This window comes from Streptomyces sp. NPDC102270 (assembly GCF_044766405.1).
In the GTDB taxonomy this organism is placed as follows: Bacteria; Actinomycetota; Actinomycetes; order Streptomycetales; family Streptomycetaceae; genus Streptomyces.
Window position 1 is genome coordinate 58119 of sequence record NZ_JBIWLX010000026.1, and the last position, 20200, is coordinate 78318.

The window sequence follows — 20200 nt, forward strand, 5'->3', positions numbered from 1 at the left end:
GGCGGCTTGCGGACGCGGCGGCCGTCACTGCGGCCGGCTGCTTCGTCCTCTGGTTCTGCCGTAGACCTCCAGGCCGCCCGCTGTCCACAGACGGCCCCGGGCAGGCTCCGCAAGCCATGAACTTCAACTCGCCGGGCATCGCCCGGAACAACAGGAAGACGCCGCGCTGCGAGCGCCACGACGCCTTCCTCCGCCCGGAAGAGCAGGCCGAGTCCGCCGCACGCTTCCCGGCCGGCCACCAGGCCCAGATGGCCTTCCTCCTGGCCGCCTACGCCGGCAACGCCTCTGTGGTCGCCGCACTCTTGGACACCCGCGCGCGTACGGTGCACCGTCACTGCCGTGGGTGGCCGCCACCGCCCGGGCCCCGGCTGCGCCGGGCCCTGCGCCGCCATGTCCTGGACCTCGTGTGCCCGCGCTGCCTGTCTGATCGGGCGGCTGAAGTGGCGCGCCAGGCGAGACGGGACGCCCGGCGCGCGGCCCGCCGGATTGCGCGTGAGTAAGCCGGGCCCCATCGCTGACCTGCCGGCCTGGGCGAGAGATCGCCTTGGTGAGGGCTTCTATGCATCGGTGATAGCAAATAGCTGATTCTGATGCGAGAGTTGCATCACATCGGATAGGATGGGGGCATGGGATTGGCCTTGGAGGAGTCGTTGCGGCTGACGGTGGCCGCGTTGATGCAGGTGACGGGTGACTCGCAGCGGTCGGTTGCGGGGGTGCTGGGACTGACGCAGACGCAGGTGTCGCGCCGGCAGTCGGGCGCCATCTCCTGGAGCCTGCGCGACGTCGACGTCCTGGCCGAGCACTACGGCATCGGCGCGCTGGACCTGCTGGCGGGTCCGACCAGAGCATGCGAGGTGCTGCCCGCCGACCGGCGCCGTTCCGCCCGGGCCGAGACGAAAGGGAGAGACCGGTGAGTGACTTCGGCGCGATCGACTCGCTGCTCGACGCCGTCGGCCCGGAGGCCGAACTCCCGCCCTGCCAGGTGCGCCGCGAGCTGCGGGAGCGGGCCCGGCTGTCCAAGGCGCAGGTGGCACGCGCGCTCGGCGTGAGCCCGACCACCCTCAGCGGGTGGGAGAGCGGCCGGGACCCGGCCGGCGAGGTCCGCACCAAATACGCGTACCTGCTGGACGGACTGAATGCCAAGCTCGCCACCGAGACCGACACCGAGACCACGGCTGAGCTGGCTGAGGAGCAGCCCGTGGCGCCGGGCACTGCTGCGGCGGCCGTCACCTCTACGTCTTCGCCGGAACTCGGCCAGGACGAGGACGAGGTGGAGCTGCTCGCGGTGGCGCAACCGTGTGTGCTGTGCGGCCGTCCGGCCACACAACGCGTGGCGGGGTTCGTTCAGCACCTGGACCCCTCCGACTGCCAGGCAACCTCAGCAGAAACCCCGAAGCCCTCGCTCGCCGCGCCATCTGCCCCGGCCCAAGTGCCGCGTACAGCACGCCCATCCCGTCCGGCCGGCGGGAAAGGCACCGCCCCGCGCGGGCGGGCGTTCCAGGAGCCGTCCGGACCTGCCGACTTGATCCACGAGGCGGTGCACGCCGCGCTCGCCGAGCATCAGGGCGATGTCGAAGCCGCGAGCGCCGCGTTGCTGAAGCGGGCCATCCCGGACGCGATGCGCCTGCTGGACGAGACCCGCAAGGGCGCCCGCTACGACGTGATCGCCCACCCCTGGATCCCCGACATCCTCAAGAAGCAGACCTCCAGGGGCGCCGACCAGATCTGGGAGGCCCGCCCCAAATGGACCCGCGCGGCGCTCCCGCCCGGCCCGCAGGAGGTGACCGCACTCGACATCAACGGCGCCTACCTCTCGGCGCTCAAGACCCACCTCCCGCTCGGCCAGCTGGAACACTCCACAGGCTTCGCCCACGACCGGCGCCGCGCCGGAGTCCACCTGATCACCCCGCCCGTCTGGGAACACGACGCGGTGCTGCCCAACCCGATCGGCGAGCGCGACGAACCCGGCCCCCTGTGGGTCACCGAACCGACCCTGCGCCTGCTGCTGCGCCTGTCCGGCCCCAAGCACCGCCTGTGCGAGCCGCCCGAGATCCACGAGTCGTACACCTCGGGCGCCACCGAGAACCTCCTGGAGAAGTTCCGGATCGCACTCAAGGACGCCCGAGAGACCGCGCTCGCAGACGGCGACGAGCTGACGCTGGAGTACGTGAAGGCGATGTACTCCAAGTTCGTTTCCACGATGGGGGAGTCGAACTACAACCGGGAGCTCTACCGCCCGGACTGGATGCACCTCATCCGCAGCCAGGCCTTCGCCAACCTGTGGCTCAAGGCGCTCAAGGCCTATGACGAGGGCCTGGCCGTCGTCCGGGCGATGGGCACCGACGAACTCCACGTCATCGGTGACTGGCGCCGTGTCTTCGCCGAAGGCCGAGGTGTTACCGAGGTCAAGGTCAAGGACACGTACACCGCCGGAACCGACGCCGGTCAGCACGCAGGCGAGGGGGAGTAGTGCCGGAGAAGAACATCGACTTCGGGAGGTTCGGCGCCCGGGGCATCAAGGGCAGTGAGGCCGTCGCTCGCAAGCTCGACGAACTCGCGGGCGGCATCGCCACTGCTGTGACCGCCAAGCGCGGCTGGATGGCGCGCCTGCACTACCTGACGAAGTCAGCCCAGACCCTGAAGGCCGCCCAGGACGCCGGACTCACAGTGACCCACCGGACGCTGAAGGCCTGGCTTGAGGGCAAACGCCGCCCCTCCAAAGCCAACCTGGAACGCATCGACCAGGCGTACCGGACGGTGCGCCGTCACAACGTCGCCCGCCATCTCCTCAGGCGCCTCAACCGCGACGGACGCGGTACGCGAGTGGAGATCCACCCGCTCAACCAGTCCCAGGTGCCGCAGCCGCTGCAGCGCGTGGTGGAGTACCGGACGATGAACGTGCGCCGCTGGGACCGCATCGTCGGGTCCTGGGCGGCAGGCGACCACCAGAGCCTTGACGACGCGTGGCAGGACACGATCGTCGACCTCGGCTCGCAGTGGGGCCAGTACGAGTACGTCACCAACGTCGGCTTCGCCGCATAGAACCCCGCGCCGGAAGGTGGTCTTCGGTGCCTGCTGGGATGGCGTACGGTGGGGATACCGACGCGGGGTGGAGCAGCTCGGTAGCTCGCTGGGCTCATAACCCAGAGGTCGCAGGTTCAAATCCTGTCCCCGCTACTGCTGAAGAGGGCCCGGATCATATGATCCGGGCCCTCTTCATGTTCCCGTGACGATCTGAAGTCCCTCCGTCTCTTCCGGGGTTGCCTTCTATTGCTCGGGGACTCGTGCGAGAGCGAAGATGCAGAGCGATATTGCAATCACCGGGCCGACGAGCGAGGACCAGGCTGCCGCGTACGCGATTTCCGCGGGTACCGGGTACCAATGTCGGGTAGACCAGGAGGCCGCCGCGGAGGACGCTAAAGCGGAGAACCCGAAGAAGATCAATCCGGCCGATGCGCCCCGCGACACCCGCCTGTCCCACCGGCCCTCGACCTCGCCGTCGGGCATGCGGCCATCCAGTTCACGGGCGTGAAGTCTCCGGATTCTGGGGACGGTCTGGGTCGCAGCGATCGCCAGCAAACCGAACCCACACATCGCCCACTCAGACGCCGCATGCTCCTCACCGACGGTGGCATCAAGGTAACCGATCGAAGAAACCACAAGCATCACTATTACAAAGGCTGATCCATAGATCACGACCGTGCGAAAATATCCTAGGACACCGCTCTGATGCCGGTCGAAGGCCAGTACCAGCCAGCTCAGTGACACCATGACGGCGACTGCTCCGACCGCCAATGCCCCTCCGTTTATTACGGATTCGGTTTGTGCTCGCGGGCATTCCTGCTCACCTCGCACCACCCCCTCCAGGTAGGCGACGATGGCCAGGCCGAAGAAGGCGGACAGCAGCAGCTTGAGGGCTCGTGCCGCATCAGCCGTTCGATTGTCGATCTTCTCCCGGTTGGCCAAGATGACGATCATGCTGGCGAACACGAACCCAGCGAACAGGCCGGCAAACGTCGACGTCGGCTGGGAAGCGGAGATCGGATTCCAGTCAACGCTCTTTGCGCAATCGTCAATCTGCAACGCAGGCGCCAGCGCAGGTGCGTTCAACACAAGACCTCCGGCAATACGCGGCGATGGGTGATCGGCAGTATGGCCCGGACTGGTGATCCACAAGGGTGAATCAGGAGCATTGCGGTCATCAAGGCTGGGTTGCCGACGAGCGGGACTGCTCGGGTTGGAGAGGTGCCGGGGGACGGGGGCGGCATGTCTGGTTTCGTAACGGTCACGGCGTTCTCGCCGGCGCCTGCCGCCGCCGGGCTCGCGCAGTCACCCTGCGAGCCGGGTCGGACCAGCAGCTGATGGCACTGCTTCCGCTTGCAAATGATGGCGCTGAGCCTGCTAGGCGCTGTTTCTCGGATCATGTGCGGAGCCAGATGACGAGTGCTGCGACGGTGACGGTACCGAGGTAGGTGTAGGCCCGTTTCTCGTAGCGTGTGGCGACCGCGCGGAAGCCCTTGAGACGGTTGATGGCTCGCTCAACGGTGTTGCGTTTCTTATAGCGTTCGCGGTCGAACCCGGTGGGCCGACCACCCTGGGAACCGCGGTTGCGTCGGTGTCTGCGCTGGTCGAGTCGTTCGGGGATGGTGTGCGAGATACCGCGTCGTCGCAGGTAGCGGCGATTCTCGCGGGATGTGTAGGCCTTGTCGGCCAGGACATGGTCGGGCCGGCTGCGAGGCCGGCCGACCCCGCTGCGGGGCACGGACACCTGCTCCAGGACAGGCTGCAGCTGGGGGCCGTCACCGTAGTGGCCGGGTGTCAGGAGGACGGCGAGCGGTCGGCATCGTCCGTCTGCTGCGAGGTGGATCTTGGTGGTGAAGCCGCCGCGGGAGCGTCCCAGGCATTCGCCGACCTGACCACCTCCTCCAGCCGGACGGCCAGTTTCCGAAGCGCGGGATCGACCTGGTTCGTCCTCGCGCGAACCCCCTTTTGAGCAGCCGCGGCGGGCGGCGCCTTCCGCGCGCCGGCGGCGTGCTGGTGAGCGCGCACTGCCGTGGAGTCGACGGACACCTCCCAGTCGATGTGGCCCGCGGCGTCCTCGGCGGCCTGCACCTTCGACAGCAGCATCTGCCAGGTACCGTCCGCTGACCAGCGACGATGACGTTTGTAGACCGTCTCCCACGGTCCGAACCGCTCCGGCAGATCCCGCCACTGCACCCCCGTGCGGACCCGGTAGAGCACCCCGTTGATCACCCGCCGGTGATCACTCCACCGACCCCCACGCGCACCACCACGAGGTAAGAACGACTCCAGCCGATCCCACTCCGCATTCGTCAGGTCTCCGCGTCCCATGAAGCCAGCCTGCCCCCAACACCCTGTTCACAGAGGGAGATCCGAGAAACAGTGCCTAGTCCAGTTCGTCGGCCAACTTAGGGTGCCGCCTGACGGCGAGCTGACTGAGGAAATCTGCACGGCATGGTGCGATCACGAGATCAAGCGGTGGCGTCCGCATCTGACACACAAGCAGATCACGTCGGTGACGTGCGGGTTGTGGCTGCACGAGGTGACCGGCTCCGCCACGGCTGGCAACTGCTTCGGCCGTGAGTACGGCGTCGTTCGCCACTCCAGCCTCAATGACGCGGTCCGGTCCGCGGCGTCACCCTCGTGGTGTGACTTTCCGCCCCCGCGGGTGAACCGGCGCCGGAGCGCCGGGCCGCTCCCCGACACCTTCGAGCGGCTGCCCGTACTGAGCCTGGATGAAGTGCACGAACTGCTTTATCTGCTCCGTGCAGTAGCCCAGGAAGACAGCCCCTTGTCCGGACAGGCTGACCGACTGGTTCGCGAGATCTCTACCCGCGTCCCGTTGCAGGAATAGTTCATCCATTCTGGAGACGGCGGCTGGGCTGACCCATTGGGCGGTCCATCGGCAGGGGCGCACACGCTCACAGTCCCGTTTTGGCGCAACGGCCACCACCCGGAACCGGGCGCACCCCAAAGGGGGGGAGCAGAGGCGGCTTCGGCGTGTCACTCCGGCTGCCGCTCGGGGCTGTCGCACCGATCTCGCGCGAACTGGAGTGCCGAGGCAGGCAAACTCACCAAATTCGAACGGTTTATCGAATTCCTGGGAGTGGAAGGCGCGTCCTCGCCGACTGCGCTTATGGGCTGGGGCTTCATTCGCATCAACATGGCTGAATACCTGCCGCTGGCTCTCGGGGTGAAGACTGCGATGCCACTTGCTCACGCACCGTTTCCGCGGCAGGTCTGCCGCTTGTCACCGCGGCCATCGACGCAGATCAAGCCCCCAACGGCAGTGCGTGGCAAGGGAGGCGGCCGGAAGGATCTTGATCGCCTTTGCCTGAGGGGGGAGGTGATGCATTCACGTCACACGCGGCGTAAGGGGGCTCCTTGAATGTGTGCTTTTCCTCAGGCGTTGTCAGTGGCGGCGTTTACCTTCCAAAGCAGGCTTGGGGCAAGTGGATGGGGGAGTGGTGTCGCCAGAGGAAGAGAAGCCCGCCGCAGTCGACAGCGTGACCGATGCGCGGCAGGTCGTGGGGTACCTGGTGCGGCGGGAGTCCAGCGAATACATCGCGATCATGGATGTGCTGGAGGGGTCGGTGACCGACCTGACGGTTGCTGAAGTTGCTGCAGCGCTGTCGGCAGCCGGACGGCGTATGGAAACGGGTGTGGTCGAGAAGCGCCTCGACGAGCTGAAGGCCATGCGCGCGGTTTCGGTCAGGTCGGACGTCAGCCATGCACGCCGGTATGCCGAGATCCTTGCCCGGAACTGGCGCTACACCGCAAGTCCCGCGGGCCGGCACGTCCAGCGCTTCTACCGCCAGGTGCTGGCAGGGACGGCGACCGTGCGGGAAATCCCGATCGTCTCACTGAGCCGCATCGTCTCCCACCTGGACCAACTCGCCACGGTGCTGGGCGCGGCGGAGCCTGGTGCCGGCCGCCTGGACGCCGCAACGCTGGACGCAGTGAGCATCGTGTTCACCAGCCACGATGATCTCGACGCGGCCCTGGTCGGTGCCGAGGATGCGCTGATAGGGCTGGCCGACCGATTCGACCTGGACGAGGAACGCACGAACGACCTCAAAGGACTGCTCGTCGACTATGCCACCCGCGTGGCGGCCGAACTCGACTCCGGTTCAGCACGGGCGGCTGCGGCACTGGCGGTGCTGCGACCGTGGTTCGGCACCCTGGCTCAGGCGGCCGTCGATGCCTCCCAGGCCCGGGACCTCATCGCCGCCGGTGCGCTCAGCGCCTCACGAGGAGGCCGCACGGAGGACTGGGAGGGACTGTGCGCCTGGTTCGACGCCCGCACCGGACGCGCCGCCCGGTTCTCGCTGCGCCTGGTGCGGGCGCTGCCGGGCATGCATGCCAACCTGCGCCGGCTGCACTCCTCCTCGGGCACCGCCTCCACCCGCACCCGAGCCCTGGCCCTCGCCCGGGCCGTGCTGACCCCGGAGATCGGTGTGCAGATCTTCCAGGCTGCGGTGGGCGACCACTCCTGGCGCAAGCTCTACGGCCAAGCTGACGAAGACGACGCCGGCCGCAACCCGTCCTGGCGGGGCGGACCGCAGGTGCCGGTGCCGACACTGCTGCGCACCGCTGGCCGCTCCGGCCCACGGGGCAGAGGCACCGCACCCCGCGACGACACAGCCGTCAAAGCACAGGTGGCCCAGGCCCGGGCACGTCGCCAGGCCGAGCACACACATGCTGTCGCCGCGGTCCTGGCCTCCATCCCCGGACAGCACCTGGACGAGACCGTCGCACGCGTCGCGCTCGCCGCTCTCATGGCAGCCGCCCGGGCCACTGCGCGGGGCCCGCGCCGCACCGGCACCAGCGGGGGACTTGCCTGCACCCTGGTCCATACCGGCACCGGCACCGGCACCCTGAACGCTCCCGCCTGGCAGGTGCTCCTGCCCGGCCGCGTCCCTGTGTTCCACCAGCCCGGCCGCCGCCCCTCCGCCGCCGCCCTCGCCGCCCTCGCGGACGCCACCACACAGGACGACGTCTCGGAGCGCGCGATGCTGCGCATCGCCCCGTATCCCGTCCCCGACCCAGCCGACGAGACCGGTGCCGCCACCCTGGAGGAAGGCGCAGCATGAGCGAGGAGACCGAAGCCCAGACACACAGGACCAGGCCACCGCGACGACGCCGCGCGTGGCATCCCGAGGCCGACGCGGAAACAGCAGCCCTGCTGCGCCACCTGGCCGCCCACCCCTGGCTGGTCGGCGGACGCGACGACGAACTCATCGCCGCCGTCCGCCGCAACGAACCTGCGCTGCGCTCCGCCGTGGCCCGGCTGGGATGGGTACTGGTCGTCGAACGCGACCTGGTACGGCTGCGGAAAAGCCCTCCGCCACGCCCCCAAGCCTGGGCATCCCAGGGCCCCACGCCGGCTGCCTGCTCCTGGTTCTTCCTCCTGCTGGCGGCCGCCGAGTCGATGCCGCCGCGCACCGCCATCGGACACCTGGTCACCCAGGCTCGCGCCGCTGCCGCAGAAGCCGGACTGCCCACCCACCACGACATGGCAGAGCGCCGCGCCGTCCTGACTGCACTGCGCATGCTCGATGAACGCGGCGTCGTCGAACGCCTTGATGGTGATTTGGAGGGATACCTGCACGACGAACAGGCGCCGGTCCTCCTCGCCGTCCACCACACCCGCCTGGCCTACGTCGTCGCCAACCCCGGCACCCTCGATCCGGCCACCGACCCGCACGCATGGCTTGAGCAGGCACAGCGCGAACCGGACGGGGCCCGCCGGATGCGCCGCGCCCTCGTGGACGACACCTGCGTACACACCGCGCTGCTGGACGAAGCCGAGGCACAGTGGCTGAGCCAGCGGGTACGCGGCGACGACGGCGGCCCCCTGGCCGACGCCTTCGGACTCGTCCTGGAACGCCGCGCGGAAGGCGCCGCGTTCGTCGTACCCGACGAGGCATACCGGCACTTGAACGAGCTCGGCCCAATGCCTTTCCCCGCACCGGGCACCGTCGCACACGCCACGCTGCTCCTGCTCGACCACGCCGCACTGCACGGCACCGCCGGCAACGGTCCCGGGCCCGGCTGGCGTGGCATGACCGAGGAGCAGGTGGTGGCGGCGCTGACGGGATTCGCCAGCAACAACGCCGCCGGCAAAGGCGGCTGGGGAACCGAATACGCCCACGACCCCCTTCTGCTGGCCGGCAAGGTCGGTGACCTGCTGACCGGCACCAACCTGGCACGTCTCACCCCCGCCAGCCCGCCCGCAGGCGAGGAGACCACATCGATGTGGTGGTTCGCCCCCACCTCGGGCCGCTGGGCGGAAGAGGGCACCGCGGCCCCCAAAACCGGCCGCTCCCACGCCCGTTCACCCCGCGCCGCGCCACCCCAGCACACCCGCGCCCGCATACCCCGCTCCAGCAGGGACTGTTCAGCGACATCGAGGCCGAAGACAACATGGAGGAGCCCACATCGTGAGTGACATCTTCGACCTGGACTTCACCGCGCCCCCGGCGCCCCCGCCGTCCGGCAACACCCGCAGGTTCGGCGGCCGCTGGCGCCTGGTGGGTGCCGGACTGTCGAACGTGTGGCGCTACGGCGACCTGGATCTGCCCGCGGCATCGGGGCGTCTGCTGCTGCGCGGGCCCAACGGCACCGGCAAGACGACCGCGCTGGAGGCCCTGTGGCCCTACCTGCTCGACCTCAACGCCGCCAAACTCGCCGCTGGCAAAGCACGCCCCACCACCCTGAAGCTCCTGATGAGCCAAGGAGCCCCCGCCAAGGGCCGCCGCTACGGATACCTGTGGCTGACCTTCGCCGCCCCGTCCGGCGAACCAGCACAGAGCACACCAGACGAAACGGCAGCGCTCAACCAGGTCGTCAGTTTCGGGGTCCGGCTGCAGTACTCTCCCAGCTCCACCCCGGCCGTGCGCGTCATCCCGTTCACCGTGCCCGGCCGGCCGCTGAAGGAACTGGGCCTGCGCGGGCCCAACGGCGGCGCACTGGAACATGAAGAGTTCTCCGCACGCGTCGAGGCCGCGGGGGGAGAGGTCTTCGCCGAGCCCGAGGACTACATCGAGGACCTGGCCCACCGCATCTGGACCACGACCTCCGGCGAACTGCGTCTGCTCGCCTCACGGCTGCGGGAGGTGCGCAATCCAACCCTGCTGGGCGACGTTTCCCCGGCCGCAGCCGCCGACGCGCTGCGCCAGTCCCTGCCGGGCGTGTCCGGTGACGTCCTCACCGCGACCGCCGAGGCCCTCGCCGAATCCGACACCACCCGCGAGGTGTTCGAACGAGACGAGCACGCTGCCACACTCCTGAACGAGTTCGCCCGCGTCTGGACCGGGCATGTCATCGACGTCACCCGCGCCGCCCACACGGCCGCACACCAGGCCCACGACGACGCCGCCGAGCGCGGCCGCGACGTCCAGCAGCACATCGGCCTGCTCGAGACGGCGAAGGCCACTGCCGAGCAGGCCGGAGCAGACGCCCAGCGCCTCGGTGATGATACCCGCGCGGCGGAGGCGTCCGCGCGCGCCATCGAGACCAGCGACGCCTACCGGTCCCACGGACGCGTCATGGACCTGCACAAGCGGCTCAAGGCCGAACAGAGCGCGGCCACCAGCAGCTACGACCGGCTCCACTCCACCGCCGAGCAGGCCCGCACGCAGACCAAGGCCGGCCAGGGAGCTCTCGACGACGTCATCAGCGACCTCGCCGGCCTTGCCGCCGACGCGGAGGCCGCCAGCGCCCGCCCCGTGGCGGTGGAGACCCTGCTCACCCACCATCCCCGCGCCCGGATCACCCGTCCTGTCGCCGACCGCGTCGTCGACCCGGGCCCCGGCCTGGCCCTCACCCATGACCGCACCGGTCTCGACCAACTCGCCCGCGCCTGGACGAGCACAGCCCAGGGACAGCGGGCCACAGCCGACAGGGCCGCACTCATCCTGCGCGACCACGACCCCGTCGCCACAGCCGACACGGCAGCCCAGAGCGTCGACCAGGCAGCAGCCACCGCCGAGAGCGCCTATGACGAGGCCAGCCAGGACCACGACCGGGCCACCGCAGCAGCTCGCTCGGCTGCCCGCCAGGTGCTCGCCGACGTCGCCCGATGGGCCTCGGCGCATCCTCACCTGCGCGGCCTGCACGACGAGGCGGATCTTGCCTGGGACGAGCAGCCGGTATGGGACACCGAGGACATCGACGCCCTCACCACCGCCGAACCCGCCGCAGTCCGCGACCAGCTCAACGCATGGGCCGACCAGGCACGGCGCACCGGTGAATCCCTCGCAGCCGTCCACGAAAACGCCGCCAAACACCACCTCGCCACCGCAGCCGGCCTCGACACCACCGCCGCACAGCACCGCAGCGCGGCCCGTCACCTGCGCTCCGGGCAGCTGCTGCCGCTGCCCCGCCCGTCCTGGGCCGGGGCGGGCCTGGACGACACCGCCCTCGGCGCACTGCTCGAATGGCAGCCCGCCCCCGAGGCCGCAGACGAACAAAAGGCACTCCTGGAACTGGCACTCGCCCGCTCCGGAATCCTCGGGGCCCACCTGCACGTCGGCGGAGCCACCACTGACGCCTGGCGCATCAGCCCCACAGGCACAGTGTGCGAGCAGAACCTGACCACCGTCCTGGACGTTGCGCCCGGCCACCCGCACGCTGCCCTCGCCCGGGCCGTGCTGGCACGCATCGCCTTGGCCGACACGGCCACCGGCCACCACGACCCGGCAGTTCTCGTCATCGGACGCGACGGCACCTTTACCGCTGGCCCCCTCACAGGTGATCCCGCCGCCGCACTGCGCGCCGAAGGCAGCACGTTCCCTGCCGCCTCGCACATCGGCGCCCGCACCCGCCTGGCCAGGGCACGCGCCAAAGCCGACGAGCTGGACGCGGCCGCCGGCGAACTCGAAGCCGGCGCCGAGGCCGAGCGGCACGCTGCCGGGGAGCGACGCCGGCAACGTGATGCCGCCCGCAGCGAAGCCCAGACATTCCCCCCGCGGGACGAACTGGTCAACACCGAGGCCGAGCGTGCCCGTACCGCCAAGGCGGCACACGAGCGCCACGGCACCGCACGGCAACTGCGGCAGTGCGCGGACGACATGGCGGCCGAGCACATCCGCCTGCGCACCGACTGGACGGCCCGGGCCCGAAGTCTGGGCATGCCCGCCGACCCCGCCGCCCTGGCCGACATGGTCGAGGACGGCCGAACGCGCGCCGACACGCTCGACGGGTGCGCAACCACGCTGTCCGCGCGGCTGCTGCCCAGGCTCGGGCGCGTCCTGCAGATACTGCCCGACGAAGCCACCCTCGCCGAGCGCCTTGCCGACCTCCAGCACGACGCCCGCAGCGCGCACACCACGGTCCTCGAAACCCGCGCCGAACTCACCGAAGCACAGTCCCACGGCGACGCCGAGGACGCAGCACGCCGCTTCGAAGAGGCCACCGACCGGGCCAAGGATCTCCAACGGCAGCTCTCCTCCGCCCAACAGCACGCTGTCACCGCCGAGAAGCAGCTCAGCACCTGCGAGAGCAACCTCGTCTCGGCCCGGCAGCGACTGAACGAAGCACGCCCCGGCCAGACGGCCACGCGGGCACATCTGGCAGCGCTGCTCGCCTGGCCCCCGCTTGCCCAGGCCCTCGGCGTCGACTCTGCTCTCCCCACGGACGGGGCCGACGGCTCCGAACTCCTCGACACCGTCGAAGGTCTGCTCGGCCGCCGCCCCACCGCCTCCAAGAAGATTCTCGGCGAACGCTACGACACCGTCCGCGCCGAACTCGCCCAGACCTGGACCATCGCCCGCGACGACCCGCCCGCCAGCATCGGGGAACTCGACACCTTCGTCCTCACCCACGCCGAAACGCGCTACGACCCCCTCTCCGCCGCCGTCCGCGCGCAGACCCTCGCCGACCGGGCCAAAGCCGCCCTCGACGCCGCGGAAGCTGCAGCGCTGCGCGACTTCGTCATCGGTCGCCTGCCCGCCGCCATCGGAACCGCCTGGACGGCCCTGACGGACTGGAAGAAGACGGTCAACCGCAAGATGCGCGCAGCCCAGGCATCCTCTGGAGTCGGCGTCCAGGTCCACATCGGCCTGCGCGCCGACCTCGACGCCGCCACCCGCACCGTGTACAAGCTGTCCTGCACGGTCGGCGACGCCGTGCGCACCGACGCGCAGAAAGAACAGGTCGGACAGGCACTGCAGTCCCTGTTGGCCGCCGCCGACGGCTCCACCATGGCAGAGCGCCTTGCCGCGGCAGTCGACATCCGCAGCTGGGTCGACGTCCACTACCTCGTGGAACGCCCCGGCCCCGACGGCACACCCGTCACCGGCCAATGGGGCCCGCGCACCGGCCTGTCCGGCGGCGAACGGCGCCTGGTCGTCCTGGCCCCCATGCTCGCCGCCATCGCCGCCGGCTACGACCGCTTTCCCAGCACCGGCCTGCGCCTGGTCCCGCTCGACGAAGTCCCCGCCGAGGTCGACGAACGCGGACGCGAAGGACTGGCCCGCTACCTCGCCGAACTCGACCTGGACGTCCTGTGCACCTCCTACCTGTGGGACGGCGCACCCGGTGCGTGGGACGGCATCGACGCCCATGACCTCGAAGCCGGCGCCGACGGCACCGTCGTCGCCTTCCCCATGCTGATCCGGACAGGCCAGGCCCTGCCGGAGGACACCGATCCCGCACTGCACACCGGGGGGTCCGCATGAGCTGCCCGCTGTGCGACGACGCCTGCGCGGACGCCGATCTGGCTCCGCTGCTCACCCCCGAACTCACCTGGCTGTGGCTGGCCCTGGCAGCGGTAGCCGACCGGCGCGGGGACGAGACCCTCACCGCGGGCCCCGCGGTCACCGTGACGGTGCCGGCCGCGCCGGCCGAGCGCGCCGCAGCAGCTGGCCTGATCGGCGGACGCCCGCTGGAGCCTGGCCAGCGGCGCCGCGTCCGCCTGGAGGAACTGACCGCGGCGTTGGCCACACGCGGCCTCTCACTCACCCCCGGCGCCGTTGCCGCCCACGCCACCACCCGCCGCCTGGCAGCAAAGGCCCGCAGCCGAGCCGAGCACACGGCCGCATCCGACCGGCTCCGTACTCAACTCGAAAGCGCCGCCGCCAGCCTTCCCCATCACGTGCGGGATCGCGTGGGACCGGACACCGTCTTCAGCCGACTGCACAGCGCCGGATGGATCACCCGCTTGCTCAACACACCGGATCCCGCCCGGCTGCTCGCCCAGGCGCTGCAAGTGGCCGGCAGCCTGCCCCCACCCGGCCGGCGCATCGACCGCCGCACACTGGTGCCAGGCAACCCCCACGCACTGGACAGCGGAGCCCTGCCCGCGCTTGTCCTCGCCCTGACCGGGTCCTCCGCGACCACGGTGCGCTCAAGCTGGGCCCGACTCGGAGTGGACTGCGACGACCTGCTCGGCGGACTCATCATCACCGGAATCACGCCCCGAGGATGGCGGATCCCGCCCGGCGCGACCTTCACCCTGCCGCCCAGAGAACTCGCCAAGATCGCCTGGGAGCGTCCCGAGATCCCCGGCACGTGGGTCTTCGTCACGGAGAACCCGTCCGTGCTCGCCGCGGCGAGCACCCATGCCCTGGCCCAGGACACGGTCACCACACCACGGGTGATCTGCACGGCCGGCACACCCTCACAGCTGGAATGCGAAGCCGTCGGTGCGCTGTCGGACGCCGGCTGGCGCATCGCCGTACGCGCCGACTTCGATCAGGCCGGGCTGGCGCACATGCGCGCTCTCCTCGCTGCCGCACCGGCCGCGGCGGCGTGGCGGATGAGCGCAGCCGACTACCTCACAGCTGCCCCCGAGGGCACCGAAACCCTGCACCTGCAGGAATCGGACGCCCCGTGGGACGCGAACCTGGTATCCGCGATGAGGGAGCAGTCCGTTCCCGTCTACGAGGAGGATCTCCTGCCCATGCTCCTCGCCGACATCACCGCTGGCACACCTTGCCCGCCCCGGGCATAAGGCTGCCGGCCGCAGCCACGCGGTTGTACCAGTCCTGAGAAGGAGCCGCTGTGTGAAGAAGTGGGGCATCCGGCCCGGGTGCAGGGGTCTCTGTCAGGGGTGCCGCACAACACACCCTCACACAGCACGCCGCTGTAAAGAGGCCAAGTTATGCGGGTGGACTCGGCGACGCTGATCGGAGTCTGTCAGCGGTCACGCAATTGCCCACTTCCGACTGGTTGCCTGTGCAGGAGTCATGCGGCGACGCGGTGCTGGGCGAGCTTGTCCAGCATGATCTGGTTGGCTTCCCAGCCGTCGGGGAACTTGGCGCGCACGGACAGATGCACCGGGTCGGTCGAGGGGTGGCTGTCCAGGAGATCGGCTATGCCCTCGCGGGCGACGACGATGCACGCCTGACGATGGCGGGAGGCGAGCACGCACAGCCGCCCGGCCTCGAGATGGAAGGCCGTGGCGTCCCGGCGGCCGGACAACGGGTGCACGACGATGACGACTTCGAACTCGCGGCCCTGCAGCCGGTTCGCGGTGTCCACCGCCACGCCCCGCGCGCCGGGGCTGCCGGTCCGGGCGAGTGCGGCCCGGACCAGGTCGGCCTGGTCGCGGTGGGCGACGCCAATGGCGATGTCGCCGGCGTCCAGGGGCCGGCCGCCCGGGTGCCGCTCGCAGGTGGCGACCACTCCACGGCCCAGGAGCCGGCCGGCGAGATCGGCGGCGGTCTGGAGGGTCTGGGTATCGGTGCGCGGGACATGGCGACGGGGCAGTTCATGCAGGGCCCAGCCGGTGGTGAACGCCTGCGCGAGGGTTTCGTCCAGGTCGGGGCGGGCGAGTCCGGCGGTGCGGAGCTCCAGGGCGCGCGTGCCTTCGCCGGTTCCGGCGGTGAAGGGGGTGAACGGGTAGAACGCCTGGGCGATGGTGGGTGTGGCCGAGGACGGCAGGCGCCAGGAGACCGGCAGTCGGTGTACGGGGATGTTCTGGTTGTGCGCCAGCATCACGCTGACACCGTTCTGCGTGGGGTCGTGCGGCAGCCCGATCCAGCGTTCGGTGCCGACGATCGTGAACGGGTCCAACTGGCCGGGGTCGCCGACGAACAGGCCCCGCTCGAAGCGTTCGACGATCTGCAGCAGCATGTCCGAACGCATCTGGTAGGCCTCGTCCAGGATTGCCCAGCCGAACGTGGCGTCGCGGACGGTGGCCCACTTGGCGGCGGTGGCAACGATGATCCGGCAGCCGGCCAGGTCGGCCAGGGTGCGGCCGATGGTTGTGTTCGTCAGAGCGCCCACGGCTGGGGGCGGGTTGTATCCGCTGGCGCTCAGCCGTCCGACGGCGATGCCGGGATGCTCCCCGGCCAGACGGACAACCAGGTCGTCGACCTGGTTGTTGGTCTGGGCGACGATGATCGGGCGCTCACCGCCGTCGGTGAGCTCTTGGGCGGCGCGGACCACCAGGGTGCTCTTGCCGGCACCCGGTGGGGAGTCGACGACGACGGCCCTGTGACGCCCATCGGCCATGTCCGTGAGGATCGCCCGGGTGGCAGCGGTGGCGGCCGTCGCGGGGTCGGGCGTGGCCTGTTCAGGCGTCGTGCTGGTGTCAGACCTCATTGCCCCACTCCTCTGCGGCGGCGTCCTCTGGTACGGCGGAGTCGATGCCGCTCTCGTCGGCGGCACTGTGTGTCCACGGGGTGGCATCGGAGGCCGGGAACTGCGGTACTGGGCGCCACCCCGGGTCGGGCAGGTAGGCGACGCGTTGGCCCAGCTCCGGGACGGTGCCCTGCTTCGGGACGCGGCCGCGTCCCATCCCACCGTTGACCTCTACCGTGATACATGTGGCGTCGCCGTCGGCAAGGACAGAGACGATCATGGCTTTGTGGCCGGCCGGCATGGACGGACTGATCAACTTGGTGTCGGCGACCAGCCGCACGGGATCCTCGGTGCGGACGGTGACGCGCGGCCGCGGCACCCGCCTGTTCTTGTCCGTGGTGACCACCCGGCCGGAGTCGGCCTCCACGACCGTCCCGGCGAACGCCTCCCCGGCGCTGCGCCGATCGGCCAGCACGAACCGATCGTCGAACGCCATGTCGGACTCGAATTCGGCCAGCGCGTGCTCCAGCCAGCCCAGCCGCCGGGCCGCACCGATCGCGTTGTCCCGTTTGCGCTGCGGAAAGCCGTCGGAGTCCCGGTAGTCGGAGTAGTCCGTGAAGGCCTTGCAGTCGCCTTCGAAGCGCTTGGCGGTCCGCGGTGCCTCGGGCACGGAGCGCAGTAGTGATATGGCTTGCCACACCATGCGCCAGGTGGGCTGGATCTGTCCCGCGACCAGTTCCCGCAGATCGATCTCAGCGGCGGCCAGTGCGTGCGGATCGTCGAGCGTGCGAGCCGTGTCGAACTTTCTGATCGCCGGGGCCAGGTCGCGGTTGTCGAACTCGGGGGAGGTCGACGGGCCCGCCGGCGGGCACACGTCCGGGTTCTCCGCATCGGCCATGGCCTGCTCCACGCTCAAGCCCGACGGGGGAGCGATCCAGGCCATCAAGGAGGCGAGGTTCTGGTCCTCGAGCATGCTCTGGCCGGTCGCCCAGTGCTCGGTGAGCATGCCGGTGACGGGCAGCAGCATGGAGGTGCCGGCCTCCTCGGCCCTGTCGACCAGGAACGTTAGCCACATACCGAACTCCGGTACGACGTCCGGCACCGCGTAGGGACCGGACGTCGCGCGGAGGCGGCACATGCGTCCCAGATCGGCCAGGGCTTTGACGCCGCCGAGGTTGGGCACCAGGATCTGAGGCACGTCGGTGTACCGGGAACGCTCACCTTCTCCGCGGCGGTCCTGGCGGAACGAATTGATGTAATCCATCACGATCCGGCCGAGGTCGGCCGCGAACGCGAACCGCTGATCCCGGTTACGGGGCTGCGCCACGACCAGCAGAGTCCCGTTTCTCCTGGCGGAGCCGACCATCGCGGCGAGGGGAGCCCCGGCCTCCCCGGCCATGGCCAGCGGGATGATGACCAGTGGCCGGCCCGAGAGGTGCCGGTGCCGGAACTCGGTCAGCGGGACCGCCTGCATCGACTCCATCGCCTGCACGTGCGCCAGCGCCGACAGCGTGCTGCTCATGCCGCACCCCCGAGTTCTTCCAGCTCGGCGCGCAGCCGTGCGGCGTGCCGTAGGGCTGCGGCCATCTCCACCTGGTCCTCGCTCGGCTGCAGTTCTCCGCGCGCCAGTCCCATGACCATGGTCGTGGTGTCGATGCCGCCGAACTGCTCGCGCACTACCGGCCCGAGAACATCCAGCGAGGCCTCCGCGCGGGCACGGCTGCGGCAGTAGAACGCCATCTCGCAGTGGTTCAGGCAGTCCGGGCGGTACGTCACGAGGACTTGATCCAGCGCCCCGGTCAGCTCCTCGACCGGGCGCCTGGGCCGCTTCTCCTCCAGGTCGAGATCGAAGGTGAGGTCCTCAGGCAGCAGGTCCACCAGGTCCCCGATGCGCTCGATGCGAGATAGCTGACGGGTCAGAGCGGCCACCTGCTTGCGGGCGTCGACGAACGCTCCGGTCGGCCGGTTGGTGAAGTCCTTCGGCGCGACCAGCACGATCGTGTCGGAGACGGCATCCTCGCCGATACCGGCCCGCTCGAGCAGGTCGCGCAGCGCGATGATGTACGCGCACGCCTGCGTGGTCGCAGCCCGAACCTGTGCGGAGTCTGCCTGCTCGTCGATGATCGGGAAGCTCTTGATCTCCACGACGTGGAAACGTCCGTCGATGCGAAGGGCGACCAGGTCCGGCTCCAGGTACACCTTGTGCCCGCCGATCAGCAGGCGCAGCATCGGGTGGTCGAACAAGGTGCCGTCACCCTCACCCCGGGCTGCCCGCAGCAGGACCTCTTCGGTGCGCTCGTGGCGCTCCTTGGAACGGCCGTCGCCTCCGACGTCGTTCAGGTCCTCGTAGCCCACCTCCGGCAGCGTCAGCTCCAGGGTCTCGCGCAGGACACGCAGGAGCTCCGCGCAGCCGTTGTCCTTCACCATCGCCTCAAAGACGTTGCCGCGGGTAATGGCGAAGGAGGACTGGCCGAAGAGCGGGGGATGGCCGACGTGTGTGGCGATCGCGCCCTTGTCAGAGCCGGAGGCGTCCAGCAGGGCCCGCAGCGTGCAGCGCGGATTGTTCTCCAGGGCCGCCAGCGACCGGGCGTTGTAGTCCAGGCGCTTCGCGGATCCGCGAAGCGCAGCGAGGCGGTCGTCGACTGATGCTTTCACGGTCTCGTAGATCCTTGCGGGGGAGGAGGGACTGCGGGAAGACGAAAATCAGGCACGGGCCGACCGCAGGTGCGTGACGCCCCGCAGGGGCGCGCCGAACAACTGCTCATCGTCGCCGAGGGACTTACGTGCCCGCCGCGCGGCTGCCGTGCGGGTGGCGCGGTCGGTATCCTTATGCACGTCCAGCTCGGCCTGGGCGGCGTCGATCACCTGCTGTGGGTCCAGCGCCCCCTCGTGACCGGAGGCGTTCCTCGGCATGGCGTCGGGGACGTTGACGGCAAAGCGCCACAGCAGCCGCAGGGCCTCCGGACTGGGCCCGTCCGTGGACTCGGCCGCGGTGTACACCGCCTCGGCGATGCCGATCGCGCCGGTGAGGAAATCCACGCGCGGTGACAGCGGGCCGATGACGCGCTGCTCCAGCGTCCAGGTGCTGATAGTGATCAGTGCCCGCACCGGTGTCAGCAGGTCGTGCGCCAGTGCCGGGCACAGATAGTAGGGCCGGGCACCCGGACTCGAGCGGTAGGAGCGCTCCTCGTCGCGGCGCAGGCTCGAGAGCTTGGACGCAGACAGCTCTCCCGGGAAGAACGCCTCGTGCACGCCGACGATCAGTTTGGGGGCTGCCGGGGCCCCGAGGAGCATCAGGGCGCGGTGGACGTGTTCGCGCGCCGGCAGCTGCGATCCCCGGGCAACTGGAGCCACTTCCGGGACGGAACGAGGCGGGACAGCTGCCGGTTCACCGGCGTCGACGAGGGCGTCCCAGGCCCGCTCGGCGCGGCGCAGCTGCATCCGCAGCTCGCCGGCCCGCTCGATGTCACCTGCGGCGGAAGCATCGCGGATCGCGCGGCGCAGGGTGCCGATGCTCTTCTCCAGGGCGTCCAGCGGATCACTCATGCACCAGACGCTACCAGAGTTCCAGAGTTTTCCAGACTTATTCCTGAGATTCGAGTACAGTCGGCGCCACCGAACCGCCGAACGCGGCGGCGCAACCCGCGCT

16 protein-coding genes and 1 tRNA gene are annotated in these 20200 nt (G+C 70.0%); 10 read left to right on the forward strand and 7 right to left on the reverse strand.

The features are described 5' to 3' along the window. Window positions 1–116: 116 nt before the first annotated feature. From ACIRP7_RS40350 to ACIRP7_RS40370, 5 genes are all read left to right on the forward strand, one after another. A complete protein-coding gene (locus ACIRP7_RS40350; protein ID WP_403670376.1) occupies window positions 117–500 on the forward strand; it encodes a hypothetical protein in 384 nt (127 codons plus the stop codon). Window positions 501–626: 126 nt separating this feature from the next. After that, entirely contained in the window at window positions 627–914 is a 288-nt protein-coding gene (locus ACIRP7_RS40355; RefSeq protein WP_403670379.1) for a helix-turn-helix domain-containing protein, read from the forward strand. Beyond that, window positions 911–2470 (forward strand): helix-turn-helix domain-containing protein, encoded by a 1560-nt coding sequence (locus ACIRP7_RS40360; RefSeq protein ID WP_403670382.1) that lies wholly within the window; start codon window positions 911–913, stop codon window positions 2468–2470. The genes ACIRP7_RS40355 and ACIRP7_RS40360 overlap by 4 nt, the downstream gene beginning before the upstream one ends. Beyond that, window positions 2470–3042: a transcriptional regulator gene (locus ACIRP7_RS40365; RefSeq protein ID WP_403670385.1), complete on the forward strand. Its 573-nt coding sequence runs from the start codon at window positions 2470–2472 to the stop codon at window positions 3040–3042. Before ACIRP7_RS40360 ends, ACIRP7_RS40365 begins: the two co-directional genes overlap by 1 nt. Before the next feature lie 61 nt (window positions 3043–3103). Beyond that, a tRNA-Met gene (locus ACIRP7_RS40370) sits at window positions 3104–3177 on the forward strand. A 90-nt stretch (window positions 3178–3267) separates the two neighbouring features. Here the strand turns inward: ACIRP7_RS40370 and ACIRP7_RS40375 are convergent. The 3 genes from ACIRP7_RS40375 to ACIRP7_RS40385 all read right to left on the reverse strand — a co-directional run bounded on the left by ACIRP7_RS40375 (window position 3268) and on the right by ACIRP7_RS40385 (window position 5352). After that, complete coding sequence (locus ACIRP7_RS40375) at window positions 3268–4110, reverse strand: hypothetical protein (protein WP_403670387.1); 843 nt, start codon at window positions 4108–4110, stop codon at window positions 3268–3270. Window positions 4111–4420: 310 nt separating this feature from the next. After that, on the reverse strand, window positions 4421–4900 hold the full coding sequence (locus tag ACIRP7_RS40380) for an IS5 family transposase (RefSeq protein WP_403670430.1): 480 nt from the start codon (window positions 4898–4900) through the stop codon (window positions 4421–4423). Further along, a complete protein-coding gene (locus ACIRP7_RS40385) occupies window positions 4819–5352 on the reverse strand; it encodes an IS5 family transposase (protein ID WP_403670389.1) in 534 nt (177 codons plus the stop codon). The genes ACIRP7_RS40380 and ACIRP7_RS40385 overlap by 82 nt, the downstream gene beginning before the upstream one ends. A gap of 82 nt (window positions 5353–5434) precedes the next feature. Between ACIRP7_RS40385 and ACIRP7_RS40390 the strand changes: the two genes are divergently transcribed. From ACIRP7_RS40390 to ACIRP7_RS40410, 5 genes are all read left to right on the forward strand, one after another. After that, entirely contained in the window at window positions 5435–5875 is a 441-nt protein-coding gene (locus tag ACIRP7_RS40390; RefSeq protein WP_403670433.1) for a DUF6417 family protein, read from the forward strand. Window positions 5876–6527: 652 nt separating this feature from the next. Beyond that, on the forward strand, window positions 6528–8114 hold the full coding sequence (locus tag ACIRP7_RS40395; RefSeq protein ID WP_403670392.1) for a DUF2397 family protein: 1587 nt from the start codon (window positions 6528–6530) through the stop codon (window positions 8112–8114). Continuing rightward, window positions 8111–9472: a DUF2398 family protein gene (locus ACIRP7_RS40400; protein WP_403670395.1), complete on the forward strand. Its 1362-nt coding sequence runs from the start codon at window positions 8111–8113 to the stop codon at window positions 9470–9472. Before ACIRP7_RS40395 ends, ACIRP7_RS40400 begins: the two co-directional genes overlap by 4 nt. Then, complete coding sequence (locus ACIRP7_RS40405) at window positions 9465–13703, forward strand: SbcC/MukB-like Walker B domain-containing protein (RefSeq protein ID WP_403670397.1); 4239 nt, start codon at window positions 9465–9467, stop codon at window positions 13701–13703. Before ACIRP7_RS40400 ends, ACIRP7_RS40405 begins: the two co-directional genes overlap by 8 nt. Then, window positions 13700–14977: a DUF2399 domain-containing protein gene (locus ACIRP7_RS40410; RefSeq protein ID WP_403670401.1), complete on the forward strand. Its 1278-nt coding sequence runs from the start codon at window positions 13700–13702 to the stop codon at window positions 14975–14977. The genes ACIRP7_RS40405 and ACIRP7_RS40410 overlap by 4 nt, the downstream gene beginning before the upstream one ends. Window positions 14978–15210: 233 nt before the next feature. Here ACIRP7_RS40410 and ACIRP7_RS40415 read toward each other — a convergent pair whose 3' ends face one another. From ACIRP7_RS40415 to ACIRP7_RS40430, 4 genes are read right to left on the reverse strand one after another with little or no spacing between them, the layout of a single operon-like run. Further along, window positions 15211–16572, reverse strand: coding sequence for an AAA domain-containing protein (locus ACIRP7_RS40415; RefSeq protein WP_403670404.1), 1362 nt, complete (start codon window positions 16570–16572; stop codon window positions 15211–15213). Beyond that, window positions 16562–18073, reverse strand: a complete 1512-nt coding sequence (locus ACIRP7_RS40420) for a hypothetical protein (RefSeq protein WP_403670407.1) — start codon at window positions 18071–18073, stop codon at window positions 16562–16564. The genes ACIRP7_RS40415 and ACIRP7_RS40420 overlap by 11 nt, the downstream gene beginning before the upstream one ends. Then, window positions 18070–19206, reverse strand: a complete 1137-nt coding sequence (locus ACIRP7_RS40425; protein WP_403670410.1) for a hypothetical protein — start codon at window positions 19204–19206, stop codon at window positions 18070–18072. The genes ACIRP7_RS40420 and ACIRP7_RS40425 overlap by 4 nt, the downstream gene beginning before the upstream one ends. Window positions 19207–19254: 48 nt before the next feature. Beyond that, on the reverse strand, window positions 19255–20097 hold the full coding sequence (locus ACIRP7_RS40430) for a hypothetical protein (RefSeq protein WP_403670413.1): 843 nt from the start codon (window positions 20095–20097) through the stop codon (window positions 19255–19257). Between the last annotated feature and the right edge of the window lie 103 nt (window positions 20098–20200).

What these genes read in the sequence shown, in the direction of transcription:
- ACIRP7_RS40420 (WP_403670407.1), bottom strand. Translation starts at nt 18,073, where the DNA reads ATGAGCAGCACGCTGTCGGCGCTGGCGCACGTGCAGGCGATGGAGTCG.
- ACIRP7_RS40415 (WP_403670404.1), bottom strand. Translation starts at nt 16,572, where the DNA reads ATGAGGTCTGACACCAGCACGACGCCTGAACAGGCCACGCCCGACCCC.
- ACIRP7_RS40350 (WP_403670376.1), top strand. Translation starts at nt 117, where the DNA reads ATGAACTTCAACTCGCCGGGCATCGCCCGGAACAACAGGAAGACGCCG.
- ACIRP7_RS40410 (WP_403670401.1), top strand. Translation starts at nt 13,700, where the DNA reads ATGAGCTGCCCGCTGTGCGACGACGCCTGCGCGGACGCCGATCTGGCT.
- ACIRP7_RS40355 (WP_403670379.1), top strand. Translation starts at nt 627, where the DNA reads ATGGGATTGGCCTTGGAGGAGTCGTTGCGGCTGACGGTGGCCGCGTTG.
- ACIRP7_RS40400 (WP_403670395.1), top strand. Translation starts at nt 8,111, where the DNA reads ATGAGCGAGGAGACCGAAGCCCAGACACACAGGACCAGGCCACCGCGA.
- ACIRP7_RS40385 (WP_403670389.1), bottom strand. Translation starts at nt 5,352, where the DNA reads ATGGGACGCGGAGACCTGACGAATGCGGAGTGGGATCGGCTGGAGTCG.
- ACIRP7_RS40430 (WP_403670413.1), bottom strand. Translation starts at nt 20,097, where the DNA reads ATGAGTGATCCGCTGGACGCCCTGGAGAAGAGCATCGGCACCCTGCGC.